This window comes from Ferrimonas lipolytica (genome assembly GCF_012295575.1).
GTDB classification, from domain to species: domain Bacteria; phylum Pseudomonadota; class Gammaproteobacteria; order Enterobacterales; family Shewanellaceae; genus Ferrimonas; species Ferrimonas lipolytica.
Genome location: NZ_CP051180.1, coordinates 2,415,393 through 2,442,146, shown reverse-complemented (window position 1 = coordinate 2,442,146; position 26,754 = coordinate 2,415,393). Strand labels below are relative to the sequence as shown.

Below are 26,754 nucleotides of genomic sequence, written 5' to 3'. Positions count from 1 at the left end.
AGTGACAAGAAATAGGAAGTAATCCCGTGATTAACGAGATCAAAAAAGATGCGCAAGAGCGCATGGCGAAGAGCGTTGAAGCAACTCGTAACCAATTTTCTAAAATCCGTACTGGCCGCGCTCACCCAAGCCTGTTGAATGGAATTCGTGTTTCTTACTACGGTGCAGAAACCCCATTGAATCAAGTTGGCAACGTGACTACCGAAGATTCACGCACCTTGGCGGTAACGGTATTTGACCGTTCTATGATTCAGGCGGTAGAGAAGGCGATTATGTCGTCTGATCTGGGCCTGAATCCATCATCTGCCGGTACGGTTATTCGTATCCCACTGCCACCACTGACTGAAGAGCGTCGTAAAGACCTAGTTAAAGTGGTACGTGGTGAAGCAGAAGCTGGCCGTGTTGCTATCCGTAACATCCGTCGCGATGCGAACGGCGACATCAAATCGTTGGAAAAAGAGAAAGAGATCTCTGAAGACGATGCACGTCGTGGTGAAGAAGATGTGCAGAAACTGACAGACAAGTTTGTGAAAGAGATCGAAGTTGTTCTGCAGGACAAAGAAAACGAGCTGATGGAAGTCTAATCAATCAATTGCTGTTGATTAGAAAAAACGCCGTGTAGGAGTATACTACACGGCGTTTGTGTATTTACGTTGGTAGTTGGAACCCCATTTCATGTCCGAATCTTTCACCACACCAGTTGAGGGTATTATGCCTCGTCATATCGCCATTATTATGGATGGCAATGGACGTTGGGCAGAAGCGCAGGGGCAACCTCGCGTTATTGGTCATCGCGCTGGTGTTAAATCAGTGCGCGAAGTGGTGCGTCTGTGTCGAGAGCAAAACGTTGAAGCGCTAACCCTGTTTGCGTTCTCCAGTGAGAACTGGTCTCGTCCGGCACGTGAAGTGCAGTTGTTGATGCGCCTATTTATGACGGTGTTGCGCCGTGAGATTAAATTGCTTAAAAAAAGCAATGTACGCTTGCGTATCATCGGTGATATATCCGGCTTTGATGACAAACTGCAACAGCGAATTAGAGACGCAGAACAAACAACCGCAGAGTGTGACGGCTTACTGTTGAACGTTGCTGCCAACTACGGTGGTCGTTGGGACATCGCCAACGCAGCCCAGAAAATGTGCCAGTTGGTTCAGCAGGGTGAGTTGGATATCAACGACGTTAATGAACAAACGATGCAGCGCTTTATTTGTATGGCCGACCAGCCAGAAGTGGATCTGTTGATCCGTACTGGTGGGGAACAACGGATCAGCAACTTCTTGATGTGGCAATGTGCCTATGCTGAACTGTTCTTTTCTGAAGCGTTGTGGCCAGACTTTGCAGATGCGGAATTTACTGAAGCAGTAGACTGCTTTGCTCGGCGTCAACGTCGCTTTGGCCTAATTGGGGCTCAAGTGACCAACCCAAATTAGACGTTTTTGGGCGACCTTTTAATTACAAAATTACAATCGAGGTTCGTTTGCTTAAGCAACGTGTATTGACGGCACTTTTGCTGTTACCAATCGCCATAGCGGCCATTTTTATGCTCCCGCTGCAAGGTTTTGCCATTACTATCGCAGTAGTGATGGTGCTCGCTGCACGAGAGTGGGGCGCCTTTGTTATGCCGGGCGTAGCGCCAGCCAAAGTGTCTTATGGGGTCACCATAGCTATCTTATTGGTGGCACTGCTGCTTATCGTGCCCGCTGACCAAGTGTGGGTTCAACAGCAACTTCACCCGCTCTATCAAGCGATTACTATTGCTGGCGCTTTATGGTGGCTTGGTGCGCTGGCGTTGGTACTGAGCTATCCAGGCAGTGCCACGATGTGGCAACACAAACCGATGCTTAAGGCATTGTTTGGGCAACTGACTATTATTCCATGCTTCACTGCAATGGTGGCTCTGAAAGCCTGGCACGGGCAATTCGATGGCGCTTGGTTGGTGTTAGCTGTGTTACTGCTGGTTTGGGGCGCCGATACCGGAGCTTATTTTGTTGGCAAGTCGATTGGTAAAACCAAGCTGATCCCGAAAGTTAGCCCAGGTAAAACCCGTGAAGGGTTAGCCGGCGGCATGGTGGTGTGTGCTGTGTTGAGCTTAGTCGCATGGAAAATGGTGCCAAATATAAATTTGATCGAAGCGCTTATCTTAGGAATGGTAACCGGTTTGGCGTCTGCTCTTGGGGATCTGTCTGAGAGTATGTTTAAGCGTGCTGCCAACATTAAGGACAGCGGACGCTTACTGCCTGGTCACGGTGGTGTTCTGGATCGTATTGATAGCGTGACTGCAGCGATGCCAGTGTTCGTTACCTTATTGCTGCTGTTCGGAGCCTAACATGCAAAACTACGCCGTCTTTGGAGCCACCGGTTCTATTGGTAAAAACACCCTTGATGTTATTCGCCGTAACCCTGAGCTCTACCGTGCCTACGCACTTACTGCACATAGCAATGCTGAAGGGATGGCTGAACTGTGTTTAGAGTTTCAGCCAGCGGTTGCGGTGATGGTGGACGAACAAGCGGCAGTGACGTTGCGTGCAGCGTTAGCCGGTAAGAGCGCAACCGAAGTTCTTGCAGGTGAACAAGCCCTTGTCGACATCGCAGAGTTAGCTGAAGTTGATACCATTATGGCTGCGATTGTTGGTGCCGCCGGTTTGGCTTCAACCATGGCAGCGGTGAGAAAAGGCAAACGGATCCTACTGGCAAATAAAGAGGCATTGGTGGTTTCTGGTCGTCTATTTATGGATGAAGTCGCTCGCAGTGGTGCGACGCTTCTGCCTGTAGATAGCGAGCACAATGCCATATATCAGAGTTTGCCAGTCGAAGTACAACAGAGCCTCGGCTTCTGTGATTTGGACGCTGCCGGTATTCAACACTTACTATTGACCGGCTCCGGTGGTCCGTTTAGAACTAGACCTCTTGAGCAGTTCAGTTGCATCACGCCAGAGCAAGCCTGTGCCCATCCTAACTGGAGCATGGGACGCAAGATCTCGGTCGACTCTGCCACTATGATGAATAAGGGGTTGGAGTACGTCGAGGCCCGTTGGTTATTTAATGCCAGTGCGGAACAGATTCAGGTGGTGATTCACCCTCAGAGCGTTATCCATTCGATGGTGCAATACCAAGACGGTTCGGTTTTAGCGCAGCTTGGGCAACCGGATATGCGTACTCCGATTGCACATTGTATGGCCTATCCGGAACGGATCCCTGCAGGTGTGGAACCTTTGGATTTTTTCAAGGTCGGACAATTAACCTTTGAGCAGCCAGATTTCGAGCGCTATCCCTGTTTGCAATTGGCAATTGATGCCTGTAATCAAGGCCAAGAGGCGACCACGGTACTGAATGCCGCGAACGAACAAGCAGTCGCGGCGTTCCTTGCTGGGCAGATAGGATTTAGTGACATTGCCCGCTTAAACCGTTACTGTCTGGAACGCAATGATTTAGCGCCACGTCAGTGCCTTGAAGGCTTGGCACAGCTAGATGATGAAGCGCGTCGACTTGCGACGGAATGGATCAAACGAGGACGTTAATGCTGGAGTTTTTGTGGAATGCGGGCGCCTTTATTGTCGCCATCGGACTCCTGATCACCATTCATGAATTTGGACACTTTTATGTAGCTCGCCGCTGCGGTGTTACCGTTGAACGATTTTCGATCGGCTTTGGTAAACCTCTATGGCGTCGAGTTGGTGCCGACGGAACCGAGTACGTTGTGGCGATGATCCCTTTAGGTGGTTTCGTCAAGATGCTCGATGGCCGTGTAGCCGATCTTACCCCCGAACAGTACTCTCAAGCCTTTGACCGTAAACCGGTAGGACAACGGATGGCAATTGTTGCTGCAGGGCCACTGGCTAACTTTGCTCTTGCCATTGTGCTGTGGTTTGGCCAATACCTGCTGGGGATCCCGTCAATCAAACCGGTGCTTAGCACCCCGATTGAGCAGTCGATCGCAGCCAAAGCGCAGCTGCCGAGCGAAGGCATCATCACTGCTGTTGGCAGCAAGGCGGTTGCCGACTGGGATTCACTTAATGTGGCCTTGGCTGGTTACATCGGTGCCGATCAGCTAACCCTTTCGGTTGAGCAAGGGGGTCTAACCCAACAATTTCGTCTTGATACCCAAGAGTGGAAAGTTAATCCAGAAAAGGAAGCGCTCACCACCAGCCTAGGTATTAACCTGTGGTTGCCGGAAATCTTGCCAGTGTTGGCATTTGTTGACGAAAGTGGCGCAGCTCACGCAGCGGGGATCCGTCAAGGTGATAGACTGACCCATCTTAACGGTCAAGAGATTACCAACTGGACCAGCTTAGTCGCTTCGGTATCGAGTCAACCAGACCAACCGATTCAATTTGAGGTTGAACGCGACGGTGCATCACTGCAGTTTACCGTGGTTCCTAAAGGTACCATCGAAAACGATAAACTGGTCGGTAAGATTGGTGTCGCGCCGACTCGCGAGGCATGGCCAGAACAGTACAAGATTACACAGCAATACGGCGTAATTGACGCGCTGGTGAAGGCGTCACAGCAGACTTGGGATTTCTCAGTGCTGACGCTGACTACGTTTGGAAAACTGTTTAGCGGTGATTTATCGCTGAATAATTTGGGCGGGCCTATTGCCATCGCCCAGGGGGCCGGCTCAAGTGCAGGCGTTGGACTGGTTTATTTCTTAGGCTTTTTAGCGGTGTTATCCGTCAACCTTGGAATCATTAACCTGTTCCCGCTGCCAGTGCTTGATGGTGGGCATTTACTTTATTACTTTATAGAACTTTTCTCCGGTAAGCCGGTACCTGAAAGGGTACAAGAAATTGGTTTCCGGATTGGATCGGCGCTGCTGCTGTTGTTAATGACATTTGCCATTTTCAACGACTTCGCCCGACTTTAAGGGATTTAGGGAATAATAAGAATATTGCGTCTATGAAGCTAAATAAAACCATGGCGTCGATGCTGTTGATTGGAGCTACCTTCAGTGGAGCTGGCCAGGCAGCACGTTTCGAGCCTTTTGTCGTTGAAGACATTAAAGTCGAAGGGTTACAACGAGTCGCGCTGGGTGCTGCGCTGCTTAATCTGCCAGTGAACGTTGGCGATCAACTCGATGAAGTAAGCTTGCAGCGAGCGATGAAATCACTCTATCGCTCCTCTAACTTTGAAGACGTACGTGCCGTGCGCGATGATGGCACCTTGATCATCACCGTCCGTGAGCGTCCAACCATCTCGAGTATTAACCTTGATGGCAACAGCGACATCAAAGATGAGCAGTTGCAGGAGAGCCTTGATGGATCCGGTATCAAAATCGGTGAACCTCTCGACCGTACCGTACTGTCTGAAATTGAAACCGGGCTGCAGGACTTCTATTACAGCGTTGGTAAGTATAATGCCAAAGTAAAGGCACAGCTTATCGATCTGCCGCGAAACCGAGTTGAACTTAAGCTTACCTTTGAAGAGGGAGCTGCTGCCGAGATCAAGCAGATCAACGTAGTGGGCAACGAGGTCTATCCCGATAAAGAACTGATCGGTCAGTTAGAGTTAACCGATTACGTTGCGTGGTGGGATTTCTTCGGCGAGCGTCGCTATCAGAAGCAGATGCTAGAAGGCGATTTAGAAACCATCACTTCGTACTACCAAGACCGCGGTTACATCAAGTTCAAGGTTGATTCGACTCAGGTGTCAATGACACCAGATAAGAAAGGCCTGTACGTAACCATCAACGTTGAGGAAGGCGAACAGTACAACGTTAAAGAGGTTAACCTCACCGGCGACTTGCTGGGTAAGCGAGAGCTGCTGGAAAGCTTGGTGCCTATTGAAAGCGGTACCTTGTACAACGCCGCTGAAGTTACCTACGTTGAAGAGGTAATTAGTAAGTTCCTAGGACGCTTTGGTTACGCCTACCCAACGGTGAAGACCTACCCAGAGATCGATGATGAGACCAACGAAGTGTCATTGAACATCAACATCGATCCGGGTAAACGCATTTATGTTCGCAACGTAAACTTTAGCGGCAACGCCGTAACTAAAGATGAAGTATTACGTCGTGAGATGAGGCAGATGGAAGGCGCTTGGTTAAGCAACCGCAACATTGAGCTATCCAAATCTCGATTGAATCGCTTAGGTTTCTTTGAAACGGTAGAGTCTACTACTACACCGGTGCCAGGCAGTGATGACCAAGTTGATGTGGATTTCACCGTGAAGGAACAGCCGTCAGGCTCGTTTAACTTTGGTGTTGGCTTCGGTACTGAAAGCGGCTTGAGCCTTCAGTTCGGTTTGTCTCAAAGTAACTTTATGGGTACTGGTAACAGCGTTGGTTTAAGCATCAACACCACCGATTACTCGAAGAGTATTGATGTTTCCTATACCGATCCGTACTTCACACGCTATGGTGTGAGTGGTGGGGTGAGCGTCTATTGGTCCTCGTTTGACGCAGACGAATACTACCTAGAATCCTATAAAAACGACTCCTACGGTATCGCATTCAATACCTCATGGCCGTTGAATGAATATAACCGTTTAGGCCTTGGTTTTGGCTACCGCCACAACGAATTGTCTGAGGTGTCGCCTTACCAACAGGTATTAACCTTCTACAACATTTACGCGGATTTAGATGATGCTGATTCAACCCTGGCATTTGATAACTTTGAGCTAAATGCTTCGTGGAACCGCAGCACCTTGAACCGTGGCCAGTTCCCGACTGATGGTGACAGCCAGAAGTTAAGCGGTAAAGTCACCATTCCAGGCAGTGACAACGAATACTTCAAGCTGAGCTTTGATAGCAGCTACTACCAGCCGATTAACCGAGCCCACTCTTGGGTATTCTTGGCTCGTGGTAAGTTAGGTTACGGTAACGGTTACGGCACTCACAACGGTCATGATCAAATCCTACCGTTTTGGGAAAACTTCTACGCTGGTGGTAGTACCATCTTGCGTGGCTTTGAAACCAACTCTGTTGGTCCCCGTGCATTCTACCTAACCGGTAACAGTTCCGACTGTCCACCAGATTCATCCGGCTTTGGCGGTTGTCAGATTGTCGGTGATCCAGGTGAAATTTCGGTTGATGAAGGCAGCTCGATTGGTGGTAACGCCATCGCGACTTTGAGCTTCGAGCTTATTGTCCCGACTCCGTTCTTGGATGAGGCTTACTCAAAGAGCGTTCGTACCTCCTTGTTCTTCGACGCGGGTAACGTATGGGACACTGAGTTTGATATCGATAAGTATCGCGGTACAGCTCAGTCGGAGTTTGATGAGATTGACGATTACGCCGACTGGAACCGTATTCGTGCCTCTACCGGCTTGTCAGTGCAGTGGATCTCGCCTATGGGGCCGATGATCTTCAGCTTAGCTAAGCCACTGAAAGAGTACGAAGGCGATAAAGATGAAGTCTTCTCATTCAACATCGGCCGAACGTTCTAAGCCGACAATAAAAATAATTTAGTTTTGATTTACAGGAGTTTTAACGTGAAAAAAGTAATTGCTACCGTCGCCCTTGTTCTTGCTGTGATGGCACCTGCTGCCTATGCTGAACAGAAGATTGCCGTAATTAACATGCAAGGTTTGGTAGCGCAGCACCCTGAAGCAGAAACTCTGCAACAGCGTGTTCAAGATGCATTTGCTGAGCGCATGACCTCCATGAAACAGTTGCAGGAAAAAGGTGTTTCACTGCAGCAAAAGCTGGAAAAAGATGGCGCGATAATGTCTGCCGCGGAACGTACTGATATCGAACGTGAGATGCAGTCACTGCAAGCGGATTTGCAGCTGAAAGGCAAAGCACTTAACGAAGATATGCAGAAGCGTGGCCAAGAAGAGCAACGTAAAATTCTGCTAGAGATTGGCACAGCTATCGAAGCTGTTGCTAAAGAACAGGGCTACGATATCGTGCTTGAATCTCGCAGTGTTATGTTCGCTGATGAGAAGCACAATATCTCTGCTAAGGTTTTGGAAGCAGTTCAAAAAGGCAACTAAAGTATGACCCAATGGACCCTGGCGCTTCTCGCGAGCGCTTTGGGCGCTCGAGTTCAGGGCGACAGCAACACCCTCATTGAGGGTGTTGCTACGTTAGAGCAAGCCCAAAATGGCCAGCTAGCTTTTCTGGCCAACCCTAAATATAAATCACAGTTGGAGACTACTCAGGCTTCAGCTGTGTTGCTGTCTCCGGCCAACGCCGAAAGTTACCCAGGTAATGCGCTGATCCTTGATGATCCCTACGTTGGCTTTGCCAGAGTAGCGCAGCTGCTTGATACCACTCCTGCGGCTGCGGTTGGCATCCATCCCTCTGCCATTATTGATCCCTCTGCTGAATTAGCGGAAGGCGTTGCTGTAGGTGCCAATGCGGTAATCGAAGAAGGTGTGAAGATCGGTAGCAATAGCCAGATAGGCTCAGGCTGTGTTGTTGGTCAATACAGTCGTATCGGTTCTGATACCAAGCTATGGGCTAATGTAACCATTTATCACAACGTCACTGTTGGCTCTCATTGCATCATTCATTCCGGCGCCGTTATAGGCTCTGATGGCTTTGGCTATGCCAATGAAAAAGGGCAGTGGATAAAGATCCCGCAGACCGGCTCTGTGGTGATCCACGATAAGGTTGAGATTGGTGCTAATACCACTGTCGATCGTGGTGCCATTGACGACACCGTGATCGAACAGGGGGCGATCATCGATAACTTGGTGCAGATCGCTCATAACGTTATAATTGGCGCTCACAGCGCAATGGCTGGCACCAGCGCTATCGCCGGCAGCACTCGACTTGGACGTCACTGTATCGTAGGTGGAAATTCCGCGATTGCTGGACACATTGAGATCGCTCCAGGAACGCACATTAACGGCATGACTGGCGTAACCGGTAGCATTACTAAACCCGGTCACTACGGCTCAGTGCCACCGATGCAGGAAGTGAAAACTTGGCGACGAAATAGCGTGCGTATGCGTCAACTAGACGAAATGTACCGCCGTATTCGTGCTCTAGAAAAACAGTTGGCCGCTGATGCGGACAACGAAAAGTAAAACCAGTTGAGGTATCCGCTTTGTCCGAGTCTATGAATTCCATGGAAATAAATGAAATCCTGGAATATTTGCCGCACCGTCACCCATTTATGTTGGTTGATCGCGTTTTGGATTACACCCCAGGTGAACGTTTGGTAGCTCGCAAGAACGTTAGCTACAACGAACCGTTTTTTCCTGGCCACTTTCCGCAACAACCAATCATGCCCGGTGTATTGATCCTTGAAGCGCTAGCTCAAGCGTCAGCGATTTTGGCATTTAAGACCAACGGTAAGCAGGACAACTGTCTTTACCTGTTCGCAGGTATTGATAACGCCCGCTTTAAACGTCAAGTGGTACCTGGCGATACACTAGAATTAGAAGTAGTGTTTCAGAAAGAGCGTCGTGGTATTGGCTTCTTCTCTGCTCGAGCAAGTGTCGATGGAGAGCTCGCAGCCAGCTGCGATTTAATGTGCGCGAAACGAGAGACTAAATAGTGATCAGCGAACACGCCGTAGTAGACCCGTCCGCTAAGATTGGTGCCAATGTTGAAGTTGGCCCATTCACCTATATTGGCCCGAACGTAGAGATTGGCGATGATTGCTGGATAGGCAGTCATGTTGTAATCAAAGGTCCAGCGAAGATTGGTAAGGGTAATAAGTTCTTCCAATTCAGCTCGATTGGCGAAGAGTGCCAAGATAAAAAGTATAAAGGCGAAGATACTTGGGTAGAGATCGGTGATAACAACATTTTCCGTGAGTGTTGTACCGTTCACCGTGGCACCACCCAGGATCAAAGCTTGACTAAGATAGGCTCCGAAAACCTGTTTATGGCTTACACCCACGTCGCGCACGACTGTGTTGTTGGTAACCACGTTATCTTGGCCAACAATGCGTCCATTGCCGGTCACGTTACCGTTGATGACTGGGCGATTCTTGGTGGCATGACTGGCGTACACCAGTTTGTGCATATTGGTGCGCACGCTTTCACTGCCGGTTGTTCGCTAGTGCTGCAAGATGTACCGCCATTTGTGATGGTCTCTGGCCAAAGCGCAGCACCTCGTGCCATTAACACCGAAGGGCTAAAGCGCCGCCATTACTCGAAAGAGGCTATTATGGCCATTCGTCGGGCATACAAGACGCTGTATCGCAGCGGTTTGACCAGCGCTGAAGCGTTGCCACAGCTACGTGAGATGGCACTACAACACCCTGAAGTCGCTCAGATGGCCGACTTTGTAGAGCAATCCAGCCGCGGTATCGTTCGCTAACATGAGCGCTCCACTGACGTTTGCTATGGTCGCCGGAGAAATCTCCGGCGATATTTTAGGTGCCGGATTAATTCGCGCGTTAAAGTTGAAACACCCCAATGCCACCTTCGTTGGTATCGGTGGCGAGTTGATGCAAGCTGAAGGCCTAACCAGCCTTTATCCCCTTGAGGATTTAGCGGTGATGGGCTTGGTTGAGGTGCTTGGACGCTTGCCACGGCTGATGCAAATCAAAAAGGGATTGATTGCGCAACTAACAGAACTTAATCCCGATTGCTACGTGGGCATCGATGCGCCAGATTTTAACCTGCGTATCGAGTTGGCCTTGAAGCAAGCAGGGATCCCAACCGTTCATTATGTCAGTCCATCAGTTTGGGCTTGGCGCCCAAAACGTATTTTCAAAATCGATAAAGCCACCGATCAGGTGCTGGCGTTATTGCCATTTGAAAAGGCGTTTTACGATAAATACCACGTTAACTGCTGTTTTGTTGGCCACACTCTGGCTGATGAAATTCCCCTCGAAAACGACCAAGCTGCCGCTCGGGCCGAACTGGGTTTAGGCTCAGGTAAGGTGTTGGCGCTGTTGCCGGGCAGCCGTGGCGGTGAAATGAGCCGTATCGGTCCAGTGTTGTTGCAAACCGCTGTGGCATTGCAGGCCAAGCAACCGCAACTTGAGATTGTGGTGCCATTAGCGAATCAACACCGCCGTGAACAGTTTGAACTGATGCTGGCTGAGCTTGAGTCCGTGCCTAAATTGACCTTAGTCTCTGGCCAGTCGAGAACAGTGATGGTCGCGGCAGACGCAATTGTACTGGCCTCTGGCACCGCCACGCTCGAGGCGATGTTATGTAAGCGACCAATGGTTGTTGCCTACAAGGTGGCGCCGAGCAGTTACTACATTGCCAGTAAGTTGAAATTAATGCTGATCGACCGCTTCAGTTTACCTAACCTGCTGGGGCAACATTATTTTGATGATAAGGATCTGGTACCGGAACTGATTCAACACGATTGCACTAGTGCCAATCTGGTCGAAGCGGTGGAGCAGCAGCTGTATCAAGATCAAAGCGCCACTGTCGCCAAATTTACTGAATTGCATCAAAAGATCCGTTGTGATGCCTCGGCTCGTGCGGCGGACGCGGTTATCGCTCTTATTGAATCAAAGGAATCTAAGCCATGTTAATTGCCGGTGTCGATGAAGTTGGCCGGGGGCCATTAGTAGGTGATGTGGTTACCGCTGCGGTGATCCTTGATCCTAGTAATCCGATTGAAGGTTTAGCGGACTCAAAAAAACTCTCTGAGAAGAAGCGCGAAGCGCTTTATGTCGAGATTAAAGAAAAGGCATTGGCGTGGAGTCTTGGCCGAGCATCGGTGCAGGAGATTGACGATCTCAATATTCTTCATGCCACTATGTTAGCGATGCAGCGCGCGGTGTTTGGCTTATCGGTACGTCCTGATTTGGTTCGAATTGATGGCAACCGCTGTCCTGATCTTAATGGTTTAGCAGCGGAAGCATTGATTAAAGGCGATGATAAAGAGCCAGCGATTAGTGCGGCATCTATTTTGGCCAAAGTGACCCGCGACCGTGAAATGGTTGCGCTAGACCAACGCCATCCCCAGTATGGTTTTGCTGGCCATAAAGGTTACCCAACCAAACAACATTTAGCGGCGTTGGCTGAGCATGGTGCTCTGGCTGAACACCGCACCAGCTTTAAACCGGTTCGCCGCGTTCTTGGGCTACAAGACTAATCGCTCCATTTGCGGTACAACATATCTCTATGACTGATCCTAAGTTCGTTCACCTGCGGGTGCATACCGATTTCTCCATGGTTGATGGCTTGCCGAAGGTTAAGCCGTTGCTAGCCCGTGCTTCAGAGCTGGGCATGGCTGCCATTGCGGTAACTGATATGACCAACCTTTGCGGTTTGGTTAAGTTCTATGGTGGTGCCCACGGAGCAGGGATCAAACCAATTATTGGCGCCGATTTTTGGGTAACTACTCCAGAGCTTGGCGACGAACAGTTTCGTATCACCGCGTTAGCAACCAATAATAAAGGCTACGCGAACATCACCGATCTGATCAGCGAAGCTTATCTGCGTGGCCACGTAAATAACCGTCCTGTATTGGATAAGGCGTGGTTGGCTAAACATTCGGAAGGGGTAATTATCCTTTCTGGTGGTAAAGATGGCGATGTGGGTAAGGCGCTGGTTAAAGGTAATTTTGCCATGGCTGCAGAGCTGGCAAAGTTTTACCAGCAACATTTTGCCGATCATTACTATCTTGAGCTGCTGCGTACCGGTCGTGCTGACGAAGAAACCTACTTGCATGCAGCGCTCGATTTTGCCGCCGAGCAGGAACTGCCACTGGTTGCCACTAACGAAGTAGTGTTTCTCGATAAGGCGAACTTTTCCAACCACGAAATTCGAGTTTGTATTCACGATGGCTTCCCGTTGGACGATGCTCGTCGGCCACGTCTCTACTCAGAACAACAATATCTGCGTAGTGAAGATGAGATGTGCGAGCTGTTCGCCGACATCCCAGAAGCGCTGGAAAACAGCGTTGAGATCGCCAAGCGTTGTAACGTTACTGTTCGCTTAGGGGAGTACTTCCTGCCTGATTTTCCGACCGGTGATCTCAAGATTGAAGATTATTTGGTTAAGGTTTCTGAAGACGGCTTAGAAGAGCGTTTAGAGTTTCTATTCCCGGATCCGGAAAAACGAGCTGAGGTTCGTGGCGAATACGATGAGCGCCTAAAGATTGAGTTGGAAGTAGTTAACAACATGGGGTTCCCAGGCTACTTCTTGATCGTAATGGAGTTTATCCAGTGGTCTAAAGATAACAACATCCCCGTTGGCCCAGGGCGAGGTTCTGGTGCCGGCTCCTTGGTGGCATACGCGCTTAAAATTACCGATCTGGACCCATTGGAATACGATCTGCTATTCGAACGTTTCTTGAATCCAGAGCGGGTATCAATGCCCGATTTTGATGTCGATTTCTGTATGGATCGCCGTGATGAGGTTATCGATCACACCGCAGAATTGTACGGCCGTGATGCGGTTTCGCAGATCATTACCTTTGGTACCTTGGCGGCCAAGGCGGCGGTTCGCGATGTCGGTCGAGTACTTGGTCATCCGTTTGGCTTCGTAAACCGGATTACATCGTTGATCCCGGGCGACCCTGGTATGAATCTAGCCAAGGCGTTCGATATCGAACCTGCGCTCACTGAGCTATATGATCGTGATGAAGAGGTGAAGAACCTCATCGACATTGCGCGAGCCCTTGAAGGTACCACCCGTAACGCTGGTAAGCACGCCGGTGGCGTGGTTATCGCTCCAACCAAGATCACCGACTTTGCCCCACTTTATTGCGATGCTGAAGGTGGCAACCCAGTAACCCAGTTTGATAAGAACGACGTTGAAACTGCCGGTCTGGTTAAGTTCGACTTCTTGGGTTTGCGGACGTTAACCATTATCCAGTGGGCATTGGATATGCTGAACCCCGCGCTCGAGTCCAAAGGTAAAGCGCCGGTTCGCATTGAAAGCATCAGCCTAACTGATCAACGCTGTTTCGATCTACTGCAACGTTCTGAAACCACTGCTGTATTCCAGCTGGAATCACGAGGGATGAAGGAGCTAATTAGCCGTCTGAAGCCCGACTGTTTTGAAGACATGATCGCCTTGGTGGCATTGTTCCGTCCCGGACCGTTGCAATCGGGCATGGTAGATAACTTTATTGACCGTAAGCACGGTCGAGAAGAGGTCTCTTACCCAGATGCCACCTGGCAGCACGATTCGCTCAAAGTCATTCTAGAGCCAACCTACGGTATTATTCTCTATCAAGAGCAGGTGATGCAGATCGCTCAGGTACTCTCAGGTTACACCCTTGGTGGCGCTGATATGCTGCGTCGAGCCATGGGTAAGAAGAAGCCTGAAGAGATGGCAAAGCAGCGCGCGACCTTCGAAGAGGGGGCGGTGCAAAACGGCGTCGACGGTGAGTTGGCGATGAAGATCTTCGACTTGGTGGAAAAGTTTGCCGGTTACGGCTTTAACAAATCCCACTCTGCTGCCTACGCGTTGGTGTCCTACCAGACGCTGTGGATGAAGACCCATTACCCGAGCTACTTTATGGCGGCGGTGATGTCAGCGGATATGGACAACACCGAGAAGGTGGTTACCTTAGTTGATGAGTGCAGCCGCATGGGGATCCCACTGCTGCCGCCAGACGTTAACCAAGGCCTGTATAAGTTTAATGTTAATCCACAAGAGCAGATCGTCTACGGAATTGGTGCCATCAAAGGGGTTGGTGAAGGTCCAGTTGATGAGATCTTAGCAGCTCGAGAGCAGGGCGGTAACTTTATCGATCTGTTCGACTTCTGCGACCGAGTTGACCTTAAAAAGGTCAACCGCCGTACTATCGAAAAGCTGATCATGGCAGGCGCTTTGGACAACTTAGGCCCACGCTTGGCAGACGGAAACCCTCACCGTGCCTGTTTAATGGCGACGCTGGAAGAGGCGATCAAGTCGGCGGCGCAAAATGCCCGCAACGCCGCCCAAGGGATGGATGACTTGTTCGGCTCGTTGACGCCTGAGCCAGAAAACGCGCACCACTCCTTTGTCCAAGTGCCGCCGTTTGCGGATCAAGAGTGGCTGAAAGGCGAAAAAGATACCCTAGGCTTGTACCTCACTGGGCATCCCATTAACCAGTTCCTGAAAGAGTTTAAACGGATGGGTACCATCCGCATCCGCGATGCAGCGCCGACCGGCCGTGGCCGTACTGCCAAGGTTGCCGGTTTAGTGATTGCATCACGGGTAATGATCACTAAGAAAGGTTCTAAAATGGGCATTGTCACCCTCGATGATGGCTCAGACCGTATGGATATGACTCTATTCGCTGAAGGAGTTGAAAAGTATGGTGATCTCATCGGAACAGACCGAATTATTGTGGTAGAAGGAGAGGTCAGCTTTGATCATTTCAATGGGGGCAATAAACTGTCCGCCCGTGAAGTGATGAGTATTGCTCAGGCGCGGGAGAAGCACGCCAAAGCCGTAGTGCTAACACTCAACCAAAGCGTTGCTCAGCCAGAGTTGTTGACCCAGTTAAAAACGCTGCTTAGCGAGCATGGTAATGGTGGTTGCCCAGTGCAGATCCATTATCAGCGAGAGGACGCCCATGGGGTGTTACAGTTGGGGGATGGTTATCGTATCCTGCCAGAAGATGAATTATTGTTGTCACTGCGCAAATTGCTTGGCCAACAGCAGGTCGTGGTGACCTTTTAGATACGACGAAGCCTAAGCTTCGCAACGAGAAGAAATTATGAGCTTGGAATTTTTGGAATTTGAACAGCCGATCGCTGAACTCGATGTAAAGATCGATGAGCTGAGAAAAGTGTCACAAAGCGGTAACTTTGCTCTAGATTTAGCTCAGGAAATTGAGCAGTTAGAGACCAAGCGTGACACCATGACTCGAAAAGTATTCAGCAATCTAGAACCATGGCAGGTATCACAGATGGCGCGCCACCCGCAGCGCCCATACACCGCAGATTACATCGAACTGTTGTTTACAGATTTTGATGAACTGCACGGTGATCGTGCCTTCGCCAATGACGAAGCGATTATTGGTGGTACTGCCCGTTTTAACGGTCAGCCCGTCATGGTGATTGGCCATCAGAAAGGTCGTGATACCAAAGAGAAGATCCGCCGTAACTTCGGCATGCCGCGTCCAGAAGGTTACCGCAAAGCATTGCGCCTAATGGAGATGGCCGAGCGCTTTAAGCTGCCAATCATGACCTTTATCGATACTCCAGGAGCTTACCCGGGTGTTGGTGCTGAGGAGCGTGGCCAGTCTGAAGCTATTGCCAAGAACCTGCAAGTAATGGCCGGTCTGAAGGTGCCAATTATCTGTACCGTTATTGGTGAGGGCGGTTCTGGTGGTGCCTTAGCAATTGGTGTTGGCGACCGAGTTAACATGCTGCAGTACTCTACCTATTCGGTGATCTCGCCGGAAGGTTGTGCTTCGATCTTGTGGAAAGATGCCGCTAAAGCTAAGCAAGCTGCCGAAGCGATGGGCATTACCGCAGAACGGCTACACGAACTTAATCTGGTTGACGCCATCATTGATGAGCCGATGGGTGGTGCGCACCGAAATCGTGAGCTGATGGCGACTAACCTTAAGCAGCGTCTAGAGAGCGATTTGGCTACGCTGCAATCCTTAGAGCTCGACGCGCTGATGGATGAGCGTTATGAACGTTTGATGGAGTACGGCTATTGCCGCTAACGGATAGTACAGCGCGGCTAGAGGCCGCGCTTTTTTCTGCGCTACAACACGCCACTGCGGTTACGGTTGGTTACAGCGGTGGGGTTGATTCAAGTCTTCTTGCTCATCTGGTCAGTCGTTGGCATCAACAGCATCCTCAGATCTCTTGCCGACTTATCCACGTCCATCATGGTCTTTCGCATAACGCCGATGATTGGCTCGCTCACTGTGCTCAACAAGCTCAGCAACTTAACCTTAGCTTTGAAGCCCATCGAGTAACCCTGGAGTTAGGGGCACGAATAAGCATCGAGGCCGCCGCTCGTCGTGCGCGTTATCAAGTATTTATGGATGCATTGGCGGTAGGGGAGGTGCTGCTCACTGGCCACCACCTCGACGACCAAGCTGAAACCCTGCTGTTAGCCCTAAAGCGCGGCAGCGGCCCAACAGGTTTGGCAGCGATGTCGGCGTCACAACCGCTAGGCCGAGGCTTGTTAGTTAGGCCATGGCTCAATTGCCGCCGAGCCGATATTGAAGTGGCTGCCTCGGAGCTAATGCTTAACCACATTGATGATGACAGCAACCAAGATGACCGCTTTGATCGTAATTTCTTACGGAATCAGGTGTTGCCGCTGTTGAGTCAGCGTTGGCCAGCAATCCACAGTAACATTGCCCGCAGCGCTGAGCTTTGTGCCGAGCAGCAAGCCTTGTGCGATGAAGTAGCCCAAAGCGATTACCAGCAGTGCCGATTGCCTGCTAGTGGGCTCGATCTCGACTGCAGTCGCGACTATTCTCAAGCCCGTAAAAACAACCTCCTACGCTATTTTCTTCGTCAGCACGGCACTTTGATGCCGTCCAAAATCCAGCTACAACAGCTGCAGCAGATGTGGAACGCAAGGGAAGACAGCCAACCGCAACTGGATTGGGGCCAATGGTCGTTACGGCGCTATCTTAATGGCGTTTATTTATTGTCCAATCAACCGCCTGAGTTGTTATCAACCCATGACTGGAGTGACGGGAAACTGCAAAACGGCCAACATTGGTTGTTAAAGCCTTGTTATAATGGCGTGAGGCTTAGGCCTGCTCGCACGGATGAACAGATCAGCATCCGTTACCAATTGCCAGGCAGTACTAAGCTGCAGCCGAGCGAACGGGATAAACGGCGTAGTCTCAAGAAGTTGTGGCAAGAGTATCGGGTACCACCATGGCAACGTTCTCAGGTAGCGATGCTGTGTTACAACAATATTGTTGTGGCGGCGTTAGGCTATTGGATAGAGCGAGATTACCTCTGTGACCAAGGTGAAGGCTGGTCACCGCAACAACTCTCTGATTGGTTACCGTAGGGGCACTCACGAGTGACCTTAGTTGAAGGCAGCGATAGTCGTTTAGCTGAAGGCTGTGTGGTCAGACACGTCTGCCCCTACGGCGAAGCATTGCCTGAAGTGACTGGGTTACCGTAGGGGCACTCACGAGTGACCTTAGTTGAAGGCAGCGGTAGTCGTTTAGCTAAAGGCAGCAGTAGTCAAATTATTGAAGGCTGTGTGGTCAGACACGTCTGCCCCTACGGCGAGCATTGCCTGAAGTGACTGAGTTACCGTAGGGGCACTCACGAGTGACCTAAGTTGAAGGCAGCGGCAGTCGTTTAGCCGAAGATGGTTGTGACCACTTAGCTGAAGGCAGCAGTGGTCAAATTATTGAAGGCTGCGTGGTCAGACACTTCTGCCCCTACGGCGAGCATTGTCTGGAGTGACTGGGTTACCGTAGGGGCACTCACGAGTGACCTTAGTTGAAGGCAGCGGTAGTCGTTTAGCTGAAGGCAGCAGTGGTCAAATTATTGAAGGCTGCGTGGTCAGACACTTCTGCCCCTACGGCGAGCATTGTCTGGAGTGACTGGGTTACCGTAGGGGCACTCACGAGTGACCTTAGTTGAAGGCAGCAGTGGTCAAATTATTGAAGGCTGTGTGGTCAGACACGTCTGCCCCTACGGCGAAGCATTGCCTGAAGTGACTGGGTTACCGTAGGGGCACTCACGAGTGACCTAAGTTGAAGGCAGCGGCAGTCGTTTAGCTGAAGGCAGCAGTGGTCAAATTATTGAAGGCTGCGTGGTCAGACACTTCTGCCCCTACGGCGAGCATTGTCTGGAGTGACTGGGTTACCGTAGGGGCACTCACGAGTGACCTTAGTTGAAGGCAGCGGCAGTCGTTTAGCTGAAGGCAGCAGTGGTCAAATTATTGAAGGCTGCGTGGTCAGACACTTCTGCCCCTACGGCGAGCATTGTCTGGAGTGACTGGGTTACCGTAGGGGCACTCACGAGTGACCTTAGTTGAAGGCAGCGGCAGTCGTTTAGCTAAAGGCAGCAGTAGTCAAATTATTGAAGGCTGCGTGGTCAGACACGTCTGCCCCTACGGCGAGCATTGTCTGGAGTGACTGGGTTACCGTAGGGGCACTCACGAGTGACCTAAGTTGAAGGCAGCGGTAGTCGTTTAGCTGAAGGCAGCGGTAGTCGTTTAGCTGAAGGCAGCAGTGGTCAAATTATTGAAGGCTGTGTGGTCAGACACGTCTGCCCCTACGGCGAGCATTGTCTGGAGTGACTGGGTTACCGTAGGGGCACTCACGAGTGACCTTAGTTGAAGGCAGCGGTAGTCGTTTAGCTGAAGGCAGCAGTGGTCAAATTATTGAAGGCTGCGTGGTCAGACACGTCTGCCCCTACGGCGAGCATTGTCTGAAGTGACTGGGTTACCGTAGGGGCACTCACGAGTGACCTTAGTTGAAGGCAGCGGTAGTCACTTAGCAGAAGGCTGCGTGGTCAGACACGTCTGCCCTGACAACCAGCGACGGTAAAATAAATCGCTGCTGTGGTTTGGCATATCAGCAACGTTTCATAAAACGAAGACTAAAACTTTAATACAAACGCCAAGGAGGCTAAATGGAAGTAGCGTTGGCATTAGCAGCCATGGCCGTATTGGCAATATGGATCTGTCGTCGGTTTGGGTTACCGGCAATTTTGGCCTGGTTAGCTATCGGTGTTGCTGCGGGGCCACAAGGACTAGCGTGGCTTAACACCAATCAGATTCACCTTGTTGGCGAGCTTGGCATCGTCTTCCTAATGTTCTCATTAGGGTTAGAGTTTTCCCTACCCCGCCTGTGGGCAATGCGCAGCCGAGTTTTTGGCTTAGGATCGTTACAACTGTTGCTTACCGGTGGTTTAACCGGGGCAATCTCGATGGTGTTTGGCATCGAGATTCGGGCGGCGATTGTGGTTGGGGCCGCCATTGCACTGTCCTCGACTGCCATCGTCTTAAAGCAGCTGGATGAGCTCGGCTGGCTAAACCGCCGCCATGGTGAGCTATCGGTTAGTATCTTACTGTTCCAAGACTTAGCGGTTATCCCGCTGCTTATCATCATTCCGATGCTTGGCTCTGATAGTCAAGGCAGCACCTTATTGCTTGAACTCGGTTGGGCGGTACTTAAGGGCACAGCGGTATTTGCGGTATTGCTGTGGGCCGGTGGTTATCTATTGCCGCGCTTATTTGATCAAGTGGCCAGCTCCCGTTCGGATGAACTCTTTGTCCTTACCACGTTGCTGGTGGCGTTGGCGACCGGGTTTCTAACTCTCTCTGTTGGTTTATCGATGGCACTAGGGGCATTCCTAGCGGGTATGCTGCTTGGAGAAAGCCAGTATCGACAGCAACTTGAAGCGGATATTCGGCCTTTTCGCGACCTGTTGATGGGGGTGTTCTTTGTCTCTGTCGGTATGCTGCTGGACCTCAACACGGTAGTAGAGAATGGCGGTTTTTTATTGCTGCTAGTACCGAGCTTGATGCTATTTAAAGCCTTGGTCATTGCGTTGCTTGCTAAATTGACCGGTGAGAAAAGTAAGGACGCACTATCAACAGGGCTGTGCTTGGCACAAATTGGCGAGTTCAGTTTTATCCTGATTGGCATGGCACTCACTTGGCAGGTGATAAGTCCAGATATTGGTAACGTACTGGTAGTCTCTGGCGTGTTGTCGATGTGTGTTGCGCCGGCATTGATCAACAACTGCATCACCATCTCTAAATGGGTGTTGGGGGGGGGAGATCGGCTCATCAATGGTCAGGACGACGATGAAGATGATGAGTTGATACTGCAGGAGCATGTGTTGTTGTTGGGATACGGCAGGGTAGGGCAGACCTTAGCGCGCTTCCTCCGCAAGGATAAGACCCCCTATGTCGCGCTGGATCTCGATCCGGTCCGAGTCCGCGAGGCTAAAGCCGGTGGTGAGCCGGTGCGCTTTGGTGATGCCCGTCGGGTTGATATTCTGCGCCAAGCAGGATTGCACCGAGCCAAGATGGTGGTAATCAGTTTTGATAATCGGCGTACCATTTTTAATCTGCTCGATTGCATCAAGCAGGAGGCGCCGGATCTGCCAATTATTGTTCGTACCCGTGATGACTCTACCTTAACGGCGTTGGAAAGTGCCGGTGCCGATCAGGTGATCCCTGAATCCTTAGAGGGCAGCCTGATGTTGGTGTCGCAGGTGTTGTATCGCCTTGGTGTGCCATTGCCGCATATTTTAAAGCGATTGGAGATCGTCCGTCGTCGCCATTACCGCACCCTGCATGGCTTCTATGCAGGCGAAGCAGGTAATACTGAAAACTTACACTGGGTGCGACTGCCTTCCAAAGCTTGGGCGGTCGGTAAGCCGTTACATCAAGTTTCTCTTGGTCATTGGCAGGTTACCATTGAAGGCGCCAAACGCGGCAAAACACGGATCAGCGCTACCCCTAATTTGATGTTGCAACCAGGGGATATGCTATTACTCCAAGGCAAAGCATCGAAAGTTGAACGGGCTGAGCGGCGACTACTCGATGGTTTTTAAGGTGTTGAATTGCTATGGCTTCTATTTCCCCCTAGCAGGTAAGGCCCAATAACTGCTGTAACTGAACTTTCTGACGGTAGGCGTCTTGTCGCCCCAAGTGCATCAATTCGCGGCAGTATGGGCCTTCAAACATCAGATAGCTGAGTAAGCTAGAGTCGCTGTCATCATCGACACCAATGGTACGCAGCAGATACCGCACACTGCGGGGTAGGTGCCGGTAGTGATGGCGGGCTATCTCATCCAGATCGGCACTGGGCTTGATAACCAAGGTTTCGATGACTTTAAGTGGCTGGCTACTGCGCAATTTATCTGGCAATAACTTTACTGAACGGTTGATCCGCTCTAGCCGCTCTAAGTCAGAATTTAGGGTATCGGAGAATACGGTATCGAGTAGATGGCCTGCCAATTCACTCGAATCTGGAGCGCGGCGACGCTGTGCTAATGGCCTGCTCCGATGAGGACTGTCGAGGTTGATAATTAGGATCTTGTCGGCGCCCAGATGAATTGGAGGGCTTAGCGGAGCCATCTGTAAAATGGAGCCGTCACCATAGTGATCATCACCAATACGGGTTGAAGGAAATACCATTGGGATTGCAGCAGAGGCCATTAGGTGTTCAATGGTGATGCGACTGTGTTGGCCAAAGCGACGCGAGCGCTGCCACGGCATAATGTTGGAGTTGCCCTGAAAGAAGTTAACGCTGCAAGGGTGATAATAACGACTAGCGGAGACGGTAAGTGCATGCAGTTTATTACTGCTAATATGCTGCTCAATTCGATGCAATGGAATGATATCGCTAAGCAGTTTTTGTAGGGGCCGATTGTCGAATAAACTGGGTGGCCGATGGCCACGCTTGAGCAGCACTGACAGTAGGTGTCGGCTTAGGCCGCGAAAATCGCTGCGATAGACCTGCTCGGTTTTAAAGTGGCGCCAAACGTAGTCGAGTTTACGTACCCCAAGGTGAAAACAGCTGGCATAACAGGCCAAAGCCGTTGCATTAATAGCACCAGCGCTAGTACCGCATAATATGGGAAAAGGCAGGCCGTGATTACGAGGGAACAGCTCTGCAATCGCCTGTAACACCCCTACCTGATACGCTGCACGAGCGCCACCACCACCAAGCTGTAAGCTGCACTTTCCTTGTTCTACCATCCATGCCCCAAAGGTTGCCGATTATTCCGTTATCGTTTCTTTTTAGTATAGCCATAACTGACTTACCACCCGTAGCTCATGGATAACGCTAGGGTTAACGGGGCAATTAGTAGGCTGTGTCGTAGTTAGTTGTTGAAGTTTATCTTAAGCCTTCGGCTTCATCGATTTCGGTGCTTTGAGGGGACTATGTCGCGGTGGCGACGGCACATTTTTGTATGCATTAGGGGGGAGCTTCGCCCCCTTTGCCTTAGGTCGCAGTCCAAAACGCTTCGCTGAACTGCTCCAATGCGGCAGTAGATCAATAGCGGAGTGCTTTACCCTTGTATCGCGACTCGCCTAGCCAGTGCTTTAACAGCCTTGGAAAGAGCAACACTTAATTGGTACACAGCCCATTAGTAGGGTTGAACATACAACAACGCCGCTCATATGAGCGGCGTTTGCAGCGGGTTGATAAGCAATTTAGCTTATGCCAGCGCGGCGATAACCTGAGCGACCATATCGTCAACGGCCACTTCGCTCTTGTCGCCGCTAGCGCGAGACTTCAGCTCCAATACGCCAGCGTCGATACCGCGATCGCCAATAACGATGTTGTACGGAATACCAATCAGTTCGTGATCAGCAAACATCACTCCTGGACGCTCTTTACGGTCGTCGAACAGCACTTCGATGCCAGCAGCGGTTAGTTCAGTGTAGAACTTCTCTGCCAACGCTTTAACACGCTCGGACTTGTGCATGTTCATCGGCACGATAGATACCTGGAACGGAGCAATGGCGGCTGGCCAAATGATACCGCGGTCATCGTGATTCTGTTCGATGGCTGCGGCCACCAAACGAGACACACCGATACCGTAACAACCCATGGTTAATGGCTTGGCTTTACCGTTTTGGTCGAGCACATTGGCGCCCATGGCTTCGGAGTACTTAGTGCCCAGCTGGAAGATGTGACCCACTTCGATGCCGCGAGCGATCTCTAAGATACCGTTGCCACATGGGCTTGCATCACCAGCGATAACGTTACGCAGATCAGCAACCTCTGGTAGAGCAACGTCGCGCTCCCAGTTGATGTTGAAGTGGTGCTTGCCATCGATGTTGGCGCCTGCGCCAAAATCGTTCAGGGTTGCTACGGAGCGATCGATAACCAGCTTCAGCTTCAAACCAACAGGGCCTAAAGAACCAGGGCCAGCACCGATAGCAGCGTTGATCTCCTCTTCAGTCGCGAAGGTCAGAGGGGCCGCAACGTCTGCTACTTTCTCCGCTTTGATCTCGTTTAGCTCGTGATCGCCACGGATCATCAAGGCAACCAGTTCATGCTCAGACGCGTCGCTGGCTTTAACGATAAGGGTTTTAACGGTCTTTTCGATAGCGATACCGTGTTGCTCAACCAGCTCAGCGATGGTCTTAGCGTTCGGAGTCTCAACCAGAGTCATCTCGGCAGTGGCTTCACCACGTACGCCGATAGCCAGAGCTTCCGCCTTTTCGATGTTGGCAGCGTAATCGCTTTCGGTCGAGTACGCGATAGCGTCTTCACCGGATTGAGCCAACACTTGGAACTCGTGCGACTTATCGCCACCGATGGCACCGGTGTCTGCCAATACTGGACGGAAGGCCAAGCCCATGCGCTCGAGAACGCGACAGTATGCGGCATACATGGTGTCGTAGGTTTCATCCATTGACTCTTGGTCAATGTGGAACGAGTAAGCGTCCTTCATCAAGAACTCACGGGAACGCATCACACCGAAGCGAGGACGACGTTCATCGCGGAATTTGGTCTGGATCTGGTACAGGTTCAGTGGCAATTGCTTGTAGGATTTCACCTCGTTACGAACGATGTCGGTGATAACCTCTTCGTGGGTAGGACCTAAAACGAAGTCGCGGTTGTGACGATCTTGTAGGCGTGCCATTTCAGCACCCATGTCGTCCCAACGGCCAGTTTCTTGCCACAGATCCGCTGGCTGAACCACAGGCATTAAGGTTTCAACGGCACCAGCGCGGTTCATCTCTTCACGCACGATGGCTTCAACTTTACGCAATACACGTAAACCGGTTGGCAGGTAGGTGTATAGGCCCGCGGCCAAACGACGGATCATGCCGGCGCGCAGCATCATCTTGTGGCTAATCACCTCAGCGTCTGCTGGGGTTTCCTTCAAGGTGGAAATCAGAGTTTGGCTAGTACGCATTTCGCTAATTCGCTTTGGTTAACACAGAAAAATAAGTCCGACATTTTATCAGATCACACCAGTGATTCCACGGCTTAAGGTGGATTGACGTAGATTGTTGTCAAATCGAGCCTAATTTGCGGTTTCATCTTCACGTTACATTGAAGACAATAGCTGATTAACTGTCTTTTAGACCGCAATTGAGATGGCATGAGCAGCGATAATAATGATGACAAACCTTGGCGAGCTTACCCGGCCGAGGCCTTGATTGAGCAGCATAAGCAGCGACTTAACTATATGCCGTGGCTCTATCCCAAGCTGAAGCCCAAAGCACTGCTTTGGGCGCGCCCTTGGCAACAGCAGCTGCAAGCTCGATTAGCCGCCTTGGAGACTATCCGCTTTGGTGATAACTGCTTTGTCGCGGAAACCGCGCAACTGTTTGCTGAGCGTGGCCGCGATATTGAGTTAGGTGATCGCAGCCACGTCGGTGCTGGTGCTTTTTTGCATGGGCCAATTAGCATTGGCCGAGAGGTCGGCATCAATCACGATTGCAGTTTTGATGGTGGCAGCAGTGGCATTAGGATCGGCGATTACTGTCGTATTGCTGCTAATGTGAAGATCTACGCCTTCAATCATGGTTTTGGCGCCAATGCATTAGTGTGTGAGCAGCCGGTCACCAGTCAAGGGGTTCTCATTGAGCATGATGTATGGATAGGCACTGGTGTGGCTATCTGTGATGGAGTAACCATCGGTGCCCACGCCGTCATCGGCATGGGGAGCGTCGTGACCAAAGCGGTGCCTGAGTATGAGATCTGGGCGGGCAATCCAGCCCAACGTATTGGCGATCGCCGCGACAAGCCGGATTACCACCCAGGTTGATGGCAATTACATGGCCCCTACGAGCTTCGTTGTAGGGGCACACATGTGTGACCGGCTCTTGCCGGCGCATGAACCGCACGAAGGCAATTGGTTAACCTATGACAGCGACTATCAGCGTTGCTTAGGTCGTGATTAGCCTTAAGCGTAATCCGATAAATGGATTAAATCGACACTACCGCCGTTACGCAGTTACAGCCATCAATAACCTGCCAACGCAGATCCAAGTCATGCAGCTGCACCCCATACTCGCGCCCCGCTTCTCGCTGATAGGCTGGGCGTGGATCCTGCGCCAACACCTGCTCTGCTAACTGGGCAAACTCAGGATAACGCTGTTGCGCCTGTTGCCATTGTTGCTCTGCAGCATCAAGTACACGCATTGGCATCGGTGTTGGTGCATCACTGGCGTAACCGCCAATGGCATCGGGCACTGCGTCGGAGTAGGGCACGTAGGGCTTAATATCGAAAATAGGTGTGCCATCGAGCAAGTCTAACCCAGAGATCTCAACGATGTGTTGCTTGCCTTCTTTGAGCACCCGATGAAGCTTTACTACCGACATTGCCAAGCCATTGGGACGAAAGGTCGCGCGGCTGGCAAATACGCCAACCCGGGCATTGCCGCCCAAGCGAGGTGGCCGCACCATGGGTTTCCAGCCTTGCTCTAGGTTTTGATGAAAGCTCCAGATCAGCCACAGATGAGAAAACTGCTCTAAGCCACGTACGCACTCGTCGCGGTTGCAATCGCCCTGCAGCAGTAATCGACCAATGGCGGCTGGCACTAAGTTGGGCTGGCGCGGAATAGCGAACTTCTGCTTATAGGGCGACTGGCAAAGCGCCACCGGTTCAATGCTGTGACTCATTGCTTTATTTTAATCGCTTGGCCACTGCACAGGATATTGGTTACGCAACCCGGCAGCTCCTCTAGGGCAACGCATTGGCTTAACACCACTCCGTTAGCGCCTAACTGTGCCGCGGTATGGCGTAATTCAGTTCGCGCTTCAACTTCGCTGGCTGGTGGCAGCGAGACATCCGTTTGGCAGCTGCTGCCATCGATAAAGGCTAAGCGCTCGGCATTGGCGGGCATAGCATCGTAAATAGCGACGGAACCGGTGGAGAAATAATCCTTAATCGGCTCGGGATCAAGGTTGCTGCTGAAGTCGTAAGTGTTGCTACAGCCGCCTAACAGCAGCAGAGCAAAGGCAAGAGTGCGGTGCATAGGGTGTGCTCAATAGTGGTAATGGTTTAATTGTATCA

At 51.0% G+C, this 26,754-nt stretch carries 21 protein-coding genes; 17 read left to right on the top strand and 4 right to left on the bottom strand.

Annotated elements, in window-relative coordinates; all coding sequences use genetic code 11:
- The first annotated feature begins 26 nt into the window (after positions 1–26).
- From frr to HER31_RS11095, 16 genes are all read left to right on the top strand, one after another.
- Positions 27–584 (top strand): ribosome recycling factor, encoded by a 558-nt coding sequence (gene frr, locus HER31_RS11170; protein WP_168660652.1) that lies wholly within the window; start codon positions 27–29, stop codon positions 582–584.
- A gap of 91 nt (positions 585–675) precedes the next feature.
- Positions 676–1,428 carry a polyprenyl diphosphate synthase gene (gene uppS / locus HER31_RS11165; protein ID WP_168660651.1) on the top strand — a complete coding sequence of 251 codons (753 nt, stop codon included), beginning with the start codon at positions 676–678 and terminating at the stop codon, positions 1,426–1,428.
- 47 nt (positions 1,429–1,475) lie between these two features.
- Positions 1,476–2,324, top strand: a complete 849-nt coding sequence (locus HER31_RS11160) for a phosphatidate cytidylyltransferase (RefSeq protein WP_168660650.1) — start codon at positions 1,476–1,478, stop codon at positions 2,322–2,324.
- Position 2,325: 1 nt separating this feature from the next.
- Positions 2,326–3,516, top strand: a complete 1,191-nt coding sequence (gene ispC / locus HER31_RS11155) for a 1-deoxy-D-xylulose-5-phosphate reductoisomerase (protein WP_168660649.1) — start codon at positions 2,326–2,328, stop codon at positions 3,514–3,516.
- Complete coding sequence (rseP, locus tag HER31_RS11150; RefSeq protein WP_168660648.1) at positions 3,516–4,862, top strand: sigma E protease regulator RseP; 1,347 nt, start codon at positions 3,516–3,518, stop codon at positions 4,860–4,862. The genes ispC and rseP overlap by 1 nt, the downstream gene beginning before the upstream one ends.
- Before the next feature lie 32 nt (positions 4,863–4,894).
- Positions 4,895–7,381 carry an outer membrane protein assembly factor BamA gene (gene bamA / locus HER31_RS11145; RefSeq protein WP_168660647.1) on the top strand — a complete coding sequence of 829 codons (2,487 nt, stop codon included), beginning with the start codon at positions 4,895–4,897 and terminating at the stop codon, positions 7,379–7,381.
- A gap of 45 nt (positions 7,382–7,426) precedes the next feature.
- The gene (locus HER31_RS11140; protein WP_168660646.1) at positions 7,427–7,930 is read left to right on the top strand and encodes an OmpH/Skp family outer membrane protein; all 504 of its coding nucleotides are present in this window, start codon (positions 7,427–7,429) and stop codon (positions 7,928–7,930) included.
- A gap of 3 nt (positions 7,931–7,933) precedes the next feature.
- Positions 7,934–8,971, top strand: coding sequence for a UDP-3-O-(3-hydroxymyristoyl)glucosamine N-acyltransferase (lpxD, locus tag HER31_RS11135; protein ID WP_168660645.1), 1,038 nt, complete (start codon positions 7,934–7,936; stop codon positions 8,969–8,971).
- Between the two features lie 20 nt (positions 8,972–8,991).
- Positions 8,992–9,444 carry a 3-hydroxyacyl-ACP dehydratase FabZ gene (gene fabZ / locus HER31_RS11130; protein WP_168660644.1) on the top strand — a complete coding sequence of 151 codons (453 nt, stop codon included), beginning with the start codon at positions 8,992–8,994 and terminating at the stop codon, positions 9,442–9,444.
- Complete coding sequence (lpxA, locus tag HER31_RS11125; RefSeq protein WP_168660643.1) at positions 9,444–10,214, top strand: acyl-ACP--UDP-N-acetylglucosamine O-acyltransferase; 771 nt, start codon at positions 9,444–9,446, stop codon at positions 10,212–10,214. Before fabZ ends, lpxA begins: the two co-directional genes overlap by 1 nt.
- Position 10,215: 1 nt before the next feature.
- Entirely contained in the window at positions 10,216–11,391 is a 1,176-nt protein-coding gene (gene lpxB, locus HER31_RS11120) for a lipid-A-disaccharide synthase (RefSeq protein ID WP_168660642.1), read from the top strand.
- On the top strand, positions 11,385–11,957 hold the full coding sequence (gene rnhB / locus HER31_RS11115; protein WP_168660641.1) for a ribonuclease HII: 573 nt from the start codon (positions 11,385–11,387) through the stop codon (positions 11,955–11,957). Before lpxB ends, rnhB begins: the two co-directional genes overlap by 7 nt.
- Before the next feature lie 29 nt (positions 11,958–11,986).
- Positions 11,987–15,484 carry a DNA polymerase III subunit alpha gene (gene dnaE, locus HER31_RS11110; protein WP_168660640.1) on the top strand — a complete coding sequence of 1,166 codons (3,498 nt, stop codon included), beginning with the start codon at positions 11,987–11,989 and terminating at the stop codon, positions 15,482–15,484.
- A gap of 37 nt (positions 15,485–15,521) precedes the next feature.
- Positions 15,522–16,481: an acetyl-CoA carboxylase carboxyl transferase subunit alpha gene (accA, locus tag HER31_RS11105; RefSeq protein ID WP_168660639.1), complete on the top strand. Its 960-nt coding sequence runs from the start codon at positions 15,522–15,524 to the stop codon at positions 16,479–16,481.
- Positions 16,472–17,800: a tRNA lysidine(34) synthetase TilS gene (gene tilS / locus HER31_RS11100; RefSeq protein ID WP_168660638.1), complete on the top strand. Its 1,329-nt coding sequence runs from the start codon at positions 16,472–16,474 to the stop codon at positions 17,798–17,800. The genes accA and tilS overlap by 10 nt, the downstream gene beginning before the upstream one ends.
- Before the next feature lie 1,583 nt (positions 17,801–19,383).
- Positions 19,384–21,318 (top strand): monovalent cation:proton antiporter family protein, encoded by a 1,935-nt coding sequence (locus HER31_RS11095; RefSeq protein ID WP_168660637.1) that lies wholly within the window; start codon positions 19,384–19,386, stop codon positions 21,316–21,318.
- Between the two features lie 31 nt (positions 21,319–21,349).
- Here HER31_RS11095 and HER31_RS11090 read toward each other — a convergent pair whose 3' ends face one another.
- Both HER31_RS11090 and HER31_RS11085 read right to left on the bottom strand, forming a co-directional pair.
- A complete protein-coding gene (locus HER31_RS11090; RefSeq protein WP_168660636.1) occupies positions 21,350–22,468 on the bottom strand; it encodes a patatin-like phospholipase family protein in 1,119 nt (372 codons plus the stop codon).
- A 464-nt stretch (positions 22,469–22,932) separates the two neighbouring features.
- On the bottom strand, positions 22,933–24,645 hold the full coding sequence (locus HER31_RS11085) for a proline--tRNA ligase (RefSeq protein WP_168660635.1): 1,713 nt from the start codon (positions 24,643–24,645) through the stop codon (positions 22,933–22,935).
- Between the two features lie 276 nt (positions 24,646–24,921).
- Between HER31_RS11085 and HER31_RS11080 the strand changes: the two genes are divergently transcribed.
- Positions 24,922–25,503, top strand: a complete 582-nt coding sequence (locus HER31_RS11080; protein ID WP_168663295.1) for an acyltransferase — start codon at positions 24,922–24,924, stop codon at positions 25,501–25,503.
- Positions 25,504–25,664: 161 nt separating this feature from the next.
- Here the strand turns inward: HER31_RS11080 and tsaA are convergent, their stop codons facing one another.
- Positions 25,665–26,360 carry a tRNA (N6-threonylcarbamoyladenosine(37)-N6)-methyltransferase TrmO gene (gene tsaA, locus HER31_RS11075; RefSeq protein ID WP_168660634.1) on the bottom strand — a complete coding sequence of 232 codons (696 nt, stop codon included), beginning with the start codon at positions 26,358–26,360 and terminating at the stop codon, positions 25,665–25,667.
- Positions 26,357–26,716: an Rcs stress response system protein RcsF gene (gene rcsF, locus HER31_RS11070; RefSeq protein ID WP_168660633.1), complete on the bottom strand. Its 360-nt coding sequence runs from the start codon at positions 26,714–26,716 to the stop codon at positions 26,357–26,359. The genes tsaA and rcsF overlap by 4 nt, the downstream gene beginning before the upstream one ends.
- Positions 26,717–26,754: the final 38 nt, after the last annotated feature.